Origin of the sequence: Pseudotamlana haliotis (genome assembly GCF_008806375.1) — a bacterium.
In the GTDB taxonomy this organism is placed as follows: domain Bacteria; phylum Bacteroidota; class Bacteroidia; order Flavobacteriales; family Flavobacteriaceae; genus Pseudotamlana; species Pseudotamlana haliotis.
Genome location: NZ_WAAT01000028.1, coordinates 166,329 through 180,291 on the forward strand (window position 1 = coordinate 166,329; position 13,963 = coordinate 180,291).

Consider the following 13,963-nt stretch of genomic DNA (forward strand, 5'->3'; position numbering starts at 1 on the left):
CAAAGTCCGATTCTAATTAAACTTACAGAAAAAAATGAATGTCATAATTATAGAAGACGAAAAACCATCAGCAAGACGCTTGCAACGGATGTTAACAACTTTAAACTTAGAAGCTGAAGTCATGCTACATTCGGTAGAAGAATCTATAAACTGGTTTAAAACCAACATACATCCCGATTTAATATTTTTAGACATTCAACTCAGCGATGGACTCTCATTCGAGATTTTTGAAGCCATAGAAGTGAAGTCAGCCATCATTTTTACCACTGCTTATGATGAATATGCACTTAAAGCCTTCAAATTAAACAGCATCGATTATTTGCTAAAACCTATAGACGAAGATGAGCTTACCACAGCTATTGAGAAATTTAAGGAACGCACACCACAAGCTCAAGGGGTGACTTTAGATTTTGAGGATATTAAAAAACTGCTTGTAAATCCAATAGATCGCGCCTATAAAAAGCGATTTTCAGTAAAAGTAGGGCAGCACTTAAAACTCATCAGTATCGAAGATATTGAATGTGTGTACAGCGAAAATAAAGGCACGTATATTCATACTTCTGAAGGCAGAAACTATTTATTAGACGCCACTTTAGACTTCCTAGAAAACGAATTGGAACCTGAAACCTTCTTCCGCATCAACCGAAAATTCTATGTAAACATCAACGCAATAAAAGATATGGTCAGTTATACCAATTCGCGTTTACAAATAAAATTAAACACCTTTAACGAACAGGATGTTATCGTAGCTCGTGAGCGTGTCAAAGATTTTAAGTTGTGGTTGGAGTAATTATTACTTCCTAGTCAAACGCTTTAAAGCCACCCATTGCTTAAGCATCTCTCTAGAATCTTGAGCAGGGTAACCCAATACGGTTTGTCCGGCTTTAATATCACCAATCACACCAGATCCAGCACCTACAGTAGCACCAGATTCAATGGTCGTGTGGTCTTTAATGGAAGCACTTCCTCCAATAATAACACCGTCGCCTAAAGTTACAGAGCCGGCAAGGCCACTGTGTCCGGCCATGATGCAAGAACGCCCCATAACACTGTTGTGTGCAATTTGAACCAAGTTATCAATTTTACAACCATCACCTATAATCGTCGAGCTAAATTTAGCACGATCTACACAAGAATTGGCACCAATTTCTACATAATGACCAATAATTACGTTTCCTATTTGCGGAATTTTAACCAATCCACGGCCATCATCACATGGACGGTAACCAAATCCGTCGGCACCAATACTCACGTTGGTATGGAAAATACAATGGTTACCTATAACACAACGTTCTCTAATAATAGTTCCAGACCAAACCGTGGTGTAATCACCAATAATGGTTTCGTCGTACACGCAAACATTCGGGTAAAGGATAACGCCTTCGCCTAGAACCACATTCGGACCAATATAACAGTTGGCACCAACTATACAGTCAGGACCTATTTTAACGGTTTCATGAATCACAGCGGTTGGGTGTACTTCAACTTCAAATTCTGGTGTTGGCGGACTAAACATTTCTAGAATACTAGCCATAGCCAAATCGGCATTAGGTACCTTGATAATGGCTCTATTTTCTCCAGGTTCAATATGTAAATTGTTGTTGATAACGGCAGCACAAGCTTGTGTGCTATCCCAAAGCTTACTGTATTTGTTACTTCCAATAAAAGTAATGTGATTTTTTTTTGCGTTTTTTAGCTGTTCAGGGCCTTCAATAAGTACATCAGTGCTACCTATTAATTCACCTTTTATAATTTCATTAATTTCTTGAATCGTATATGAAGCCATGGGTGAGTTTAGTTTCGTTTGGGTGTAAAGCTAATAGAAAAAAAACAATAATCACTTTATTCAATGCTCAATCCTGTTTTCGTCAAAAGCAGATGGCAGTAAATTGGGAATGAATTTAACCACTAAAGGCAGTAGTATAGCGCCTCCAGGTAATAAAAAGATAGCCAAGCTAGGAATGGATTTAAAAATATCTAACAACTGCTCCTGTACTTTTTTTTGCTCTTCTTTGGTTAATTCGCGTGTGGTAGATTGTGAAATAAGCACCATAAGCTCCTTACTTTCCTTAATTTCATGGTACATACGTTTGCTGTTCCTACTAATGAGTTTAACTACCATTTTACTAGAGTTGTTGTAAAAGGTCTGTACAATATTTGATGAACTTAAAAGCGCAATACTTTTTTCATTTTCGGTATAAAAACGATTCACCGATTTTATAGACTGATGTATGGTAAATAGGTTTATCCCCATATCTAAGCCTAAAGTTTCTAAAAATTGATGCTCATCGGTATCAATCATACGGTCGCCCCAAGTGGCCATACAAGCTAAGTCTAAAATATATTGCTTTTCAAACGGATTTTTTAAATAGAGTAGGGCTTGGTTGTAATCAATATAACTGCGGTCACTATAGCGTAGCGAAGCTTCAAATAGTTTGATTAAACTGTCTTCATATTGGTTTTTAATGTCCTTAGAATTTAAAACGCCTAAGGTTATCGAAACAATAGAAGCTTCAATGTTTTTCAAGTAATCTTTAGAGATGCTTTGTTGTTTTAAATATTCAGAATATGCTAGAACATCAACATAGAGTAGGGCATTTATAACAAAGTAATTGAAGTTTTTTGTGAGAATATTGTCATTGATGTGAACACGTTTATGAATGATGTTCTCCAACTGCTCACTTGACTTTTTTCCGCTTAAAATATCCTTAAAAAGGGATGTTTTAATTTCGTTTATGCTGGTGTAAAAATTAATAACACTTTCAATGAATGGTAGTTTGCTTTTAGACTTTTCATGCGCGTAAAGCAAGGCTAGTACCAGGTTGGTTTTGCAAATTTCTTCTTCCGTAAGGTCTTTTTTAGCAATACTTTGTGCAACAATATCCAGGTTGCTGCCATAAATAAAACCACAATGTCTTAGGGTGATGTAAAACTCATCTTCACTGTATTTTAAAAACAGATTGAAGTTGTTTAGTTCTTTAAGTAGCTTGTTTATCCAGCCTGCAGACGATGGGTTCATGACATATATTTATACAGCAAAAGTAATGTTTTCAAAAATTAAAACTCACAATAATCGCTTTAACAAAACTTTAACAAAACCGCTATTTTCTTTTTTTCGTAGGTATGGGTGAGAGTCAAAAAATAACTAATTAAAATCTCGAATATTATGAAAAATTTAAAAACAGTATTAGGAATTGGAGTGATCGCCTTAGCGGTTTTCTTCATAGTTGCAGCAGATCATATTGATGCACCTGCAGTACAAGGAGGTAATAGTGATATTACCGATTTTTATGCCTTTCAAGGCGAAAACACAGACAATTTGGTTTTTGTAGCAAACCTTCAGGGCTTGTTGAGTCCTTCTGTTACAAGTGCAGCATTATTTGATGAAAATGTATTGGTAGAATTTAATATTGATACCGATCAGGACAATGTTGAAGATTTAGTGATTCAAGCCATTCCCAAAGATGGTAAAATGTATTTTTTTGGGCCTGTTGCGCCATCGCAAACAGGTTTAAAAAGTACCATAGAAACACAGGCTATAACAGGTGGAGTTGTTGATATTTCTAGCTATGGAGCAAGTCCGAAAATAACTTCTAATGAAGGAATGAAATTCTTTGCGGGCCCTCGTGACGATCCTTTCTTTATGGACTTCGCTCAGTATTCAGAAATTATTGCAGGAAATGCAACCAGTTTCAATAGTCCTGGAGCAGATACTTTTAAAGGTACCAATGTGATGTCTGTTGTGGTTGAAGTGCCAAAATCTATGATCGGTGGATCGGGCACCATTAATACATGGGTAGAATCTAAAAGAAAATAATAATAACCACTTAAATATATAATCAAATGAAAACTTTAAATAAAATATTAGCCGTATTAGCGGTTTCGTTAATAGCTTTTAATTGTTCTAATAATGATGATGACCAAGGCATGATGCCAGAACCAGATTTTTCAGGAACTTTTAGTCAAGAAGATCAAATGGGAAGACCTGCAATAAATACTGTTTTTGTAGCCTCTGCCGATAAAGACATGTTCAATGTAACTGTACCTTCAAATCAAGATGCCGCTTTCCAAAGCAAATTTCAAAGTAATTTAATGGCCTTAAGTCCAGCTTTTGAAAACCCTGGAGATATGAATGCTTTAGGACAAGATGCTGCTGCTTTTACAGGTCTTCTAGCTACAGATGTGTTGAATGTATCTTTAGATGGAACCACAACATTTTACGATGGTACTAATGTATTAACGGGTCGTGCGTTAGGTGATGATGTGATTACAGTAGAACTATTGTTAATTTTTGGTGGAGAGGATTTTATGGAAAATCCAGGATTATCAAACGATAATGTGGATGCCAATGATAAAACCTTTTTGACCTCGTTTCCTTACTTAGCCAGTCCGCATTAAAGACATCTCTCTCAACCTCTCTCTCCGGGGGCAGGCTTAACGGTTTGTTCCTGGAGATATTTTAACTTAAAAAACCTAAAAAACATTTATTATGAAACCTTTTAAATACATTATATGTGTTCTTTCAATAGCGCTTTTAGTGAGCTGTAACGAAGAGCCCAAACAAATAGCGCACGCACAGGATTATCAACCATATATAGAAACCTCTAAAAATGAAGGGTTGCAAATAGCTTTAGATGATTTGAAATTTTGGGAAGATAAATTGAAAGAAGCTCCCAATCAGTTTCCTTATTTTGTAAAAGCAGCAGCTGCTCAAACTCAGATTTTTAATAGTACCGGGCGTATTGAAGCCTTAATTCAGGCAGAAAAATATTTAATTAAAGCTAACGAAGCAACAGGATATAACAAAGCGGCATATTTAAGAGCCTTGGCTAGAAATTATATTTCACAACATAAATTCACGCAAGCGTTAACCCTATTAAAAGAAGCAGAGGTTAATGGTGAAGGTTTAAAAGGCAGTGAAAAGATGTTATTTGATATTTACTTGGAACTAGGTAACTATGATTTAGCCAAAACATATTTAGAAAAAATTAGAAAAGATTTAGATTTTGATTATCTCATCCGTTTGTCAAAATGGTCAGACCATAGAGGGGATTTAGACGCTGCGATTAAATACCTTGAAAAAGCAAAAATTATTGCAGAATTATCCAATTTACCGTCAAAAAACCAGTGGGTTTATACCAATTTGGCCGATTATTACGGTCATGCAGGAGAAATTGAAATTTCTTATGAATATTATTTAAAGGCTTTAGAAATTGACCCCAATGATGCTTACGCAAAGAAGGGTATTGCTTGGGTTGTATATTCTTATGAAAAGAAGCCAGCAGAAGCTTTACGTATTTTAAACTGTATTACAGAAAACTATAAATCTCCAGATATATATCTATTAATGGCTGAAATTGCAGAGTATCAAGGCAACACAGAAGCGCAAAATAAATATGTTAATTTATATAAAAAGGTTGTAGAAAATCCTAGATACGGAGCTATGTATAATAAATACAACGCATTAATCTATGCTGAAAATAAAAAACAAACTACAGAAGCTTTAAAAATAGCTTTAGAAGAAATTGACAACAGACCAACACCAGCGTCTTATGATTTATTGGCGTGGACTTACTACAATAAGGGAGATTATAAAAAAGCCCTGCAAGTTGCAGAAAGTTATGTGGTAGGGAAAACTTCAGAACCTGATGTTTTACTGCATTTGGCAGAAATTTTTAAAGTAAATGGTAAGGAAAAGGAAGCACAAAATTTGAAAAAAGAATTGCTAGAAAGTGTTTTTGAATTAGGACCATTACAGGAAAAAAATATTATCAATATATAATCTTCAATACATGAAATTTTTAAATAAGTTCACTTTTTTAGTTGTTTGTTTAGCATTTAGCACGATGCATGCACAAGACATTAAAGGTGTTGTGGTAAATGCTGAAAAACAACCTTTGGAAGCTGTTTATGTGTATAATTTGAATTCTCAAAGTCATGCGCATTCTTCAGAAAACGGTTTGTTTATTTTAGAAGATAGTCAAGTAGGCGATTCTATAAAATTAGGGCTTTTGGGTTACAAGAATCAAATTTTGGTTTTAGAAGCTGCAAATTTCGAAACAAAATTACGGGTTACTTTAAAGGATAAAATACTTCAGTTAGAAGAATTGGTAATTCGTGAAGCATTAAATCCGTTAAACACGATTGCTAAGCTAGACTTAAGCACCACACCTGTAAATTCATCTCAAGAAATATTACGTAAAGTACCTGGGCTAATTATTGGTCAGCATGCGGGAGGCGGAAAAGCTGAGCAGATTTTTCTAAGAGGTTTTGATATTGATCATGGAACCGATGTAGCTATTAATGTGGATGGCATGCCTGTTAATATGGTGTCTCATGCACATGGTCAAGGGTATAGTGATTTGCATTTTATTATTCCAGAAACGGTAAATAATATCGATTTTGGTAAAGGTCCCTATTATGCTCATAAAGGTGATTTTGATACGGCTGGTTATATCGATTTTTCCACTAAAGATTATTTAGGGGAAAGTACGGTAGCCTTATCAGTTGGACAATTTAACTCGCTGAGAACTTTGGGGATGTTTGATTTGTTAGATAATACACCCAATCAAAATGCTTATGCGGCTGTAGAATATATTGCAACCGACGGCCCTTTTGAATCGCCTCAAAATTTTAATAGGCTCAATATGTTTGGAAAATACGTGATGTTTTCTCCCGAAAATGATAAACTTTCGCTAACTATTTCTCATTTTACTAGCCGTTGGGATGCTTCAGGGCAAATTCCGCAACGTGAGGTGGATAATGGAGATATTACCCGTTTTGGAGCTATTGATGATACTGAAGGTGGAAACACACAGCGTACCAATTTAAATGTGGAGTATACCAAGCAAGTTTCCGAGAAATCGTTATTAAAAACGAATGCCTTTTATGTGAAAAATCAATTTGAATTGTATTCAAATTTCACTTTTTTTCTTGAAGATCCTATTAATGGGGATCAAATTAAACAAAAAGAAAATCGAGATATTTTTGGTTTAAATAGCATGTTAATTCATGATACGCGACTAGGAGATACAGAAGTTAAAATCACATCTGGTTTAGGTCTTAGGCAGGATATAACTAACGACACCGAGTTGTCTAAAACATTGAATAGAACAACAACTTTAGAATATGTACAACTGGGAGATATTAACCAAACTAATATTAATGGGTTTGCTAACGCAGATTTTGAGTTTGGAAAATTAACCGTTGCACCAGGATTACGTTTGGATTATTTTAAGTTTATGTATAATGATGAACTGCAAACCGATTATGAAACCCTAGCACAAACAAAAACAATTGTATCTCCAAAATTGAATTTTTTCTATGCCGCAAAAGATAATTTACAATTGTATGTGAAGTCGGGAATAGGATTTCATTCAAATGATGCCCGTGTGGTTTTAGACAATCAAATTGATGATATTTTACCTAGAGCTTATGGCATTGATGTTGGAAATATTTGGAAGCCAAGCTCTAAGTTGGTCGTTAATACTGCTTTATGGTACTTGTTTTTAGAACAGGAATTCGTTTATGTTGGAGATGCAGGTATTGTTGAGCCTAGCGGAAAAACAGAGCGTTTCGGATTAGATTTAGGACTGCGTTACCAGTTGAATGATTGGTTGTTTTTTGATACCGATGCAACGCTAACCAAAGCTAGAAGTGTTGAAGAGCCTAAGGGTGAAGATTACATTCCTTTAGCACCAAGTTTTACTTTAACGGGCGGATTGGCACTTAATAATTGGAAAAACTTTTCAGGTGGTTTACGATATAGATTTATTGATGATAGACCAGCAAATGAAGATAATAGTATTGTTGCTGAAGGTTATTTTGTTACAGATTTTAATCTGAATTACACCATGGGAAAAGTTACTCTAGGGGTGGCAATAGAAAATCTTTTTGATATAGAATGGAATGAAACTCAGTTCGCTACAGAATCTCGCTTACAAAATGAACCACAACCGGTTACTGAAATACACTTTACACCAGGTACACCATTTTTTGCCAAAGGCACAGTGTCCTACCGTTTTTAAATGTTAATACTTGACTTTTAGGTTTATGTTAAGTTGGAAAGTGTTCAGTTATTTATAATTGGGCACTTTTTTTGTTAGTTGAAGTTAGTAATTTGAAAATATGAAGTACTATCTTTTTTAGTAGGGTATAGGGGTTTGAAATGGTGTAGCGTGATAATCTCAGGGAAAAACACCTTTGCGATTCCCTCAAGGTGCCACTCTCATCTAATCAACTTTTGATTCTTGCTACGAATTAATACGCTTACTGCAAATCAAACAAATACTCACCCCTTCAATCTACTTTTTCGTAAAAATCCAGTGCCAAATTCAAAACGCTATGAATAGTTTCTATAGGTAAGTCTTCATTAGGATTTATTCTAAAAATCTTCATACGGGTGCGGTTCCCAGCCTCCAAATTAGGATGTTCAATTTTATGGCCTTCAACAATTAAATAATAAGGTTCCAAGGTTTTTTTATCGGTCCAGATATAGCAAAACATTTTCCCTTTGTAACAAAAACAAGGCATGCCATATTTAGTGGTTTCGGCGATGTTACTATCAAATTGAAGCAATATATCACGCATGGCCAATACACAACTTTTTATAGGTTCGTCTTTTTTGAAATAGTACGTTTCGTTATTGGACATGGTTGGTAGTTGTTCGGGTTTTGTTATACTAAAATACTAATTTCTCCAATTAGTAAACCAAAGTAGGCAGCTAAATTCAGCTAATCGCATCAATTAAGTAATTGATTACTTCATGTATATGGCAACTGTTTTATACATGATGTCACTCCGAATTAATTATTTTCTGGATTCCAATTCTGCTTTTATTTTTTTCATTTTTCCAAAACTTGAAAGCACTATTAAGCTTGATGCTATGGGTACAACAATTAGTGCACTAAAAACACCAGTATCATTCTTTTTCAGGAGCCCATAAACAGTAACCATAAAGAGAATACTTAAAAGGCCTATTAAAACGGAATTCACAACTTTTAATGCTCTTAATTCTTCGGCAAGTCTTTCTGTAGTTTTTTCGTTTAATTTCATTTCTTAGTTTAGTTAGTTTACAACTTTTAAGTAGGAAATAATGGGGTGTCACGAAAGAATATGCTTTCAATACTACTAAAATAAACAATTAAACAGAATAGCTCTTAAATTCTAACAATTTTAGAACCCTTATTTTAAACCTTTTTTAATTTATATTTGTGATAGACTTATGGCATTGCGCTCTGCCTTAAATCGTTTCAGTAGGAACCACCTGTGCTTTCTAAAGAATTAATTGCTAATTTAGAAGCGTTCATTAACACTATATGACTAAAACTAAAACCAAAGAATTTTTATTTTCCATTGAGCAAATCCCTTCCTTGCTATACCTTCTAAAATGGACTTTAATTTGTGCAGTTCTAGGGGCTATTGTAGGTAGTGTTTCAGCATTTTTTCTAATAAGTTTAGAATGGGCTACAGATTATCGCGAGTCTAATCAGTGGATTATTTGGTTTTTACCTATTGGTGGTTTTATCATAGGGCTGTCTTATCATTTATACGGGAGTAGTGTGGTTAAAGGCAATAACCTGTTGCTCGAAGAATTTCATTCACCTAAAAAGATTATCCCTTTTCGAATGGCACCACTCGTATTGTTTGGTACGGTTTTAACTCATTTGTTTGGTGGTTCGGCTGGCCGAGAGGGTACCGCAGTGCAAGTAGGAGGGGCGATTGCCGATAGACTCACCAAGATTTTAAAATTAACGAATCGCGATAGAAAAATTCTTTTAATTGCCGGTATTAGTGCAGGTTTTGCCTCAGTGTTCGGAACGCCTTTAGCGGGAGGAATTTTTGCTTTGGAAGTCTTAATCCTCGGAAGAATTCGCCTCGATGCTATTATTCCTAGTTTTATGGCGGCGATTTTCGCTAATTACTTTTGTCATATTTGGAAGGTGTCGCATACCCATTATACGATCAGTAACGTTGCTGAAATGACGCCGATAAATGTTTTGTGGTGTTTGTTGGCAGGGATTATTTTCGGACTCGTAGCCATGCTTTTCTCAAAATCAACACACTTTTGGGGGCACTTATTTGGGAAGTTTATTAAATATCCGCCCTTGCGGCCTGTAGTTGGTGGTGTGATATTGGCGGTGACTATTTATTTGATGGGCACTACAAAATACATTGGTTTGGGTATTCCTACTATTGTTGATGCGTTTAATGTTGAGCTTAACTCATACGATTTTATTCTGAAATTACTATTCACCTCATTTACGCTTGGAGCAGGGTTTAAAGGCGGCGAAGTCACGCCTTTATTTTTTATTGGAGCTGCCTTAGGAAATGTGTTAATATGGTTTATCCCTTTACCCATGGGCTTACTAGCGGGAATGGGTTTTGTGGCGGTTTTTGCAGGTGCTACTAATACACCGATTGCTTGTACAGTAATGGGTATTGAGCTTTTTGGGATTGAATCGGGTGTTTTTATTGCCTTAGCCTGTTCTACAGCTTATTTGTTTTCAGGGCATTCAGGCGTGTATTCATCTCAAATTATTGGAAGTCCGAAAAACAACTCTTTCCTGCGTGAGAAGGGACTGCACCTCTCTGAAATTAAAGATAAAAGAACGAAACATGAAGAATTTGATAACCATTAGAATCTATTTTGAATACGGACAAAAAATTGAAAATAATTCTTTTTGGAAGAAATTATATGGTTCAGATTTTTCAGAAGTCTTGTTGAAACGTGCCAAAAACTTTGGTTTACATCAAGTATTACATCTTAATGTGAGTAAAGGGTATTTGAATGACCAGAATGTTAATTGGGGACAACATGAAATTCGAAACAATAAGCATCCGCATCTTATTGAAATTCTAGATTCCGAAGAAAAAATCAATGCTTTTTTAGACGAAGAAAAAGTGTTGCTTCAAAACACTAAAATTTTGATGGTTAAAAATGAAGTTTTATTGAAGTGAGTTTTCAATAAAACTATCGTTTACGTTAAATTTTTCAAAGCTTCAATGATATCATTTGGTTCAGAGCGTGTTCTGTAATCCACATCAACGTAGCGCCAAACTACAGTGCCGTTAGTATCTAATATAAAAGTTGCAGGAATGGGTAAGATACTGCCGTCACCATTGTTGATTTTGTCCAAATCAAGATTACGATCTACACGCATGTGCTCGGCCAAAAATTCAGGAACTTTCCAAGCAACGCCGTATTGAATTGCTACTTTAGCATCTTGATCAGATAAGACGGTAAACTCCATTTTGCTAATTTCTGACTCAGATAAAGAACCATCAGGTACTTGCGGACTCACAGCAACTAAGGTTGCTCCGAGTTCGTGGATTTCAGAAAGTCTGTTTTGTAAAGCTCTAAGTTGTAAATTACAGTATGGGCACCAATCACCACGATAAAAAGTAACAACAACAGGGCCTTTATTAATCAAGTTTTCTAAATTTATTAATGTGTTTTCTGCATTAGGAAGTTCGAAATTTGGTGCTTTTTGTCCAACTTTTAGGGCTTTATCACCTTGTTGAAGTGTTTTTGCTTCATTTATAATGTCATCAACGCCTTGCATGAATTCTGGTTTGGCTTGACGGCCAGCAGCAATTTTCGCTTCGGTTTGTGCTTTTAATGTTTTCATTTGGCTTGTTTCTTATAATGTGTTCTTTATGAAAATGTTCTCGATTCCGCTTGAACATCTGTAAAATTGCTCTGTCTTAACGGGCTTTGAGCGGAGTCGAGAAGTTTTTTTGTTTCTTTGAATTAAGGATTCAGCTTTGCTCAACTTAACTTGTTAATTCTTTTAAGCTTGATGTTTTACTATTTATTCAAAGGAAAACCACGATCGCGCATTAAGGCATCAATCGTTGCATCACGACCTCTAAATTGTTTATAGGCTTCGGCTGGATCTACGGCATTACGTGGTGCAAAAAGATATTTTACTAATTTATTTGCTTCATTTTTATCATAAAAACCGTCTGGAGCTTCTGCAAAAGCTTCTGAAGCATCGCTGGTTAATACATCGGCCCACATGTAACCGTAATACGCTGTTGCATAACCTTCACCTGAAAATACATGACTAAACTGCGGCGTGCGGTGGCGCATAGGAATTTCTTTAGGAATACCTAGGTCTTTTAAGGTTTCACGTTCAAATGTAGCCACATCAATGTTTTCTGGATCGGCAAGGTGTATTTTCATATCGATTAATGCCGAGGCTAAATACTCTGTTGTATTAAAACCTTGATTAAACGTAGCTGCATTTTTAATTTTTTCAACTAAACTTTTCGGCATTGGTTCTCCGGTTTTATAATGCACCAAATAGTTGTTAATTACCTTATCGGTCGATAACCAACGTTCTAGAAGTTGCGATTGAAATTCAGTGTAATCTCTAACGCCTCCGTTCAATGTTGGGTATTTTACATCTGCAGAGAAAAAATGCAGAGCATGGCCAAACTCATGGAAAAAAGTTATCGCGTCGTCCCAAGACACCAAAACAGCTTCACCAGGCGCAGGTTTTACAAAATTAGAATTATTAGAAGCTAGTACATTGGTTTCGCCTTCAAAAGAAGATGAGCTTCTGTAAGTTGTAGCCCAGGCACCAGAACGTTTTCCTTTGCGGGTATAAGGGTCTAAATACCATAAACCAATATGTTTCCCGGTGTCTTTATCGGTAACTTCCCAAACTTTTACATCTTCTTGAAAAACAGGGACAGAATCTTCAGGAACTTGCGTGAAGTTATAATTGAAGATTTCGCCAGCAACAAAAAACATGGCTTCCGTAAGTTTATCGAGTTGTAAATATTGCTTGACTTCCTCACTATCTAAATCGTATTTCTTTTTACGCACTTTTTCAGCATAAAATCTGTAATCCCAAGGTTCAATCGTAATGTTATCACCTAGCGCATTGGCAATGTCTTGCATATCGGTAACTTCTTCTTCAACCCTTGCAATCGCAGCTGGCCAAACCGCCATCATGAGTTGCATAGCGTTTTCTGGTGTTTTTGCCATGCGGTCTTGTAAACGCCATTCTGCATAATTTTTATAGCCCATAAGGCCAACACGTTCTCTACGAAGTTTTAATATTTTGGCTATAATGGCTTTATTGTCATATTCATCATTATTATCGCCTCTTGAATAATAGTTTTCCCAAACTTGTTTTCGTAATTCACGATTTTCAGAAAAAGTTAGGAAAGGATCCATCGAAGATCGTGTGTTTGTTATGGCGTATTTATTTGATTCGCCCTTGTCGTTTGCAGTTTTAGCGGCCGATTTGATAAAACCATCAGATAAACCCTCGAGTTGATCTTCAGTTAAATAAGTGATGTAGTTTTCTTCGTCATGTAAAACGTTGTTAGCAAAATCCGTATATAGTGAAGATAGTTCTTTGTTAATTTCAGCATAGCGCTTTTTCTTTTCAGTATTGAGATTAGCACCATTCATTTCAAACCTTTTATAGATTAGAAATACGGTACGTTGCGCTTGGGGCTCTAAAGGCGTTGTAAGTGAAGCCTCATAGACCGTTTTTATGCGTTTAAAAAGCTTTTCGTTTTGTGAAATTTTTGATCTGAATTCTGAAAGCTTTGGGGCGAGCTCTGATTGAATCTCTCTAAATTCAGGAGAAGATAAGTTACTGCTTAGAATACCATAGTAGGTTGATACATGTTGAAGCGTTTTTCCAGCACTTTCCATTGCAACAATGGTGTTTTCAAAAGTAGGAGCTTCGGTATTATTAGCTATGGTTTCAATTTCAGCAAGATTGAGTGCCATAGCTTCTACCATGGCAGGTTTTATAGCTTCAACAGGAAGTTTATCAAAGGCAGGAACGCCGCCATAAGGGCCAGTCCATTCTTGAAGGAGTACATTGTCACTCATTGTTTTTTCGGTGTCTTGAGTTTTGTCTTTTTTACAAGCTGAAAATAAGATGATACTACAAATAACAGTGGTTTTAATGCTTTTAGAAATCATGAATAAAGA

General features: G+C 35.7%; 13 protein-coding genes. 7 read left to right on the top strand and 6 right to left on the bottom strand.

The features are described 5' to 3' along the window. Positions 1-34 precede the first annotated feature (34 nt). Positions 35-790 carry a LytR/AlgR family response regulator transcription factor gene (locus F6U93_RS04875; RefSeq protein ID WP_150937396.1) on the top strand — a complete coding sequence of 252 codons (756 nt, stop codon included), beginning with the start codon at positions 35-37 and terminating at the stop codon, positions 788-790. Between the two features lie 3 nt (positions 791-793). Here F6U93_RS04875 and lpxD read toward each other — a convergent pair whose 3' ends face one another. After that, positions 794-1,786, bottom strand: coding sequence for a UDP-3-O-(3-hydroxymyristoyl)glucosamine N-acyltransferase (gene lpxD / locus F6U93_RS04880; RefSeq protein WP_150937397.1), 993 nt, complete (start codon positions 1,784-1,786; stop codon positions 794-796). A 60-nt stretch (positions 1,787-1,846) separates the two neighbouring features. Then, positions 1,847-3,019, bottom strand: a complete 1,173-nt coding sequence (locus F6U93_RS04885; RefSeq protein ID WP_150937400.1) for an LETM1-related biofilm-associated protein — start codon at positions 3,017-3,019, stop codon at positions 1,847-1,849. Between the two features lie 147 nt (positions 3,020-3,166). Here F6U93_RS04885 and F6U93_RS14925 point away from each other — a divergent pair, with 147 nt between their 5' ends. From F6U93_RS14925 to F6U93_RS04905, 4 genes are all read left to right on the top strand, one after another. Further along, positions 3,167-3,817: a DUF4331 family protein gene (locus tag F6U93_RS14925; protein WP_150937402.1), complete on the top strand. Its 651-nt coding sequence runs from the start codon at positions 3,167-3,169 to the stop codon at positions 3,815-3,817. A 26-nt stretch (positions 3,818-3,843) separates the two neighbouring features. Next, complete coding sequence (locus F6U93_RS14930) at positions 3,844-4,398, top strand: DUF4331 family protein (protein WP_150937404.1); 555 nt, start codon at positions 3,844-3,846, stop codon at positions 4,396-4,398. Between the two features lie 91 nt (positions 4,399-4,489). Continuing rightward, positions 4,490-5,782, top strand: coding sequence for a tetratricopeptide repeat protein (locus F6U93_RS04900; protein ID WP_150937405.1), 1,293 nt, complete (start codon positions 4,490-4,492; stop codon positions 5,780-5,782). Positions 5,783-5,792: 10 nt separating this feature from the next. After that, positions 5,793-8,027 (top strand): TonB-dependent receptor, encoded by a 2,235-nt coding sequence (locus F6U93_RS04905; protein WP_150937407.1) that lies wholly within the window; start codon positions 5,793-5,795, stop codon positions 8,025-8,027. 271 nt (positions 8,028-8,298) lie between these two features. Here the strand turns inward: F6U93_RS04905 and F6U93_RS04910 are convergent, their stop codons facing one another. Then, positions 8,299-8,652 carry a DUF1801 domain-containing protein gene (locus F6U93_RS04910; protein ID WP_150937409.1) on the bottom strand — a complete coding sequence of 118 codons (354 nt, stop codon included), beginning with the start codon at positions 8,650-8,652 and terminating at the stop codon, positions 8,299-8,301. A gap of 156 nt (positions 8,653-8,808) precedes the next feature. Then, the gene (locus F6U93_RS04915; RefSeq protein WP_150937411.1) at positions 8,809-9,054 is read right to left on the bottom strand and encodes a hypothetical protein; all 246 of its coding nucleotides are present in this window, start codon (positions 9,052-9,054) and stop codon (positions 8,809-8,811) included. A 263-nt stretch (positions 9,055-9,317) separates the two neighbouring features. On the opposite strand from F6U93_RS04915, the gene F6U93_RS04920 reads away from it, so the two are divergent. Next, the gene (locus F6U93_RS04920) at positions 9,318-10,640 is read left to right on the top strand and encodes a voltage-gated chloride channel family protein (RefSeq protein WP_150937414.1); all 1,323 of its coding nucleotides are present in this window, start codon (positions 9,318-9,320) and stop codon (positions 10,638-10,640) included. Continuing rightward, a complete protein-coding gene (locus F6U93_RS04925) occupies positions 10,618-10,959 on the top strand; it encodes a DUF190 domain-containing protein (RefSeq protein WP_150937416.1) in 342 nt (113 codons plus the stop codon). The genes F6U93_RS04920 and F6U93_RS04925 overlap by 23 nt, the downstream gene beginning before the upstream one ends. A 20-nt stretch (positions 10,960-10,979) precedes the next feature. On the opposite strand, the gene F6U93_RS04930 is transcribed toward F6U93_RS04925, so the two are convergent. Continuing rightward, a complete protein-coding gene (locus tag F6U93_RS04930) occupies positions 10,980-11,630 on the bottom strand; it encodes a peroxiredoxin-like family protein (protein WP_150937418.1) in 651 nt (216 codons plus the stop codon). Positions 11,631-11,809: 179 nt separating this feature from the next. Beyond that, entirely contained in the window at positions 11,810-13,954 is a 2,145-nt protein-coding gene (locus tag F6U93_RS04935; protein WP_150937420.1) for a M3 family metallopeptidase, read from the bottom strand. Between the last annotated feature and the right edge of the window lie 9 nt (positions 13,955-13,963).

Bases quoted from the DNA above. Each gene is read 5' to 3' on its own strand.
- F6U93_RS04875 (WP_150937396.1), top strand. From the start codon at position 35: ATGAATGTCATAATTATAGAAGACGAAAAACCATCAGCAAGACGCTTG.
- lpxD (WP_150937397.1), bottom strand. From the start codon at position 1,786: ATGGCTTCATATACGATTCAAGAAATTAATGAAATTATAAAAGGTGAA.
- F6U93_RS04885 (WP_150937400.1), bottom strand. From the start codon at position 3,019: ATGAACCCATCGTCTGCAGGCTGGATAAACAAGCTACTTAAAGAACTA.
- F6U93_RS14925 (WP_150937402.1), top strand. From the start codon at position 3,167: ATGAAAAATTTAAAAACAGTATTAGGAATTGGAGTGATCGCCTTAGCG.
- F6U93_RS14930 (WP_150937404.1), top strand. From the start codon at position 3,844: ATGAAAACTTTAAATAAAATATTAGCCGTATTAGCGGTTTCGTTAATA.
- F6U93_RS04900 (WP_150937405.1), top strand. From the start codon at position 4,490: ATGAAACCTTTTAAATACATTATATGTGTTCTTTCAATAGCGCTTTTA.
- F6U93_RS04905 (WP_150937407.1), top strand. From the start codon at position 5,793: ATGAAATTTTTAAATAAGTTCACTTTTTTAGTTGTTTGTTTAGCATTT.
- F6U93_RS04910 (WP_150937409.1), bottom strand. From the start codon at position 8,652: ATGTCCAATAACGAAACGTACTATTTCAAAAAAGACGAACCTATAAAA.
- F6U93_RS04915 (WP_150937411.1), bottom strand. From the start codon at position 9,054: ATGAAATTAAACGAAAAAACTACAGAAAGACTTGCCGAAGAATTAAGA.
- F6U93_RS04920 (WP_150937414.1), top strand. From the start codon at position 9,318: ATGACTAAAACTAAAACCAAAGAATTTTTATTTTCCATTGAGCAAATC.
- F6U93_RS04925 (WP_150937416.1), top strand. From the start codon at position 10,618: ATGAAGAATTTGATAACCATTAGAATCTATTTTGAATACGGACAAAAA.
- F6U93_RS04930 (WP_150937418.1), bottom strand. From the start codon at position 11,630: ATGAAAACATTAAAAGCACAAACCGAAGCGAAAATTGCTGCTGGCCGT.
- F6U93_RS04935 (WP_150937420.1), bottom strand. From the start codon at position 13,954: ATGATTTCTAAAAGCATTAAAACCACTGTTATTTGTAGTATCATCTTA.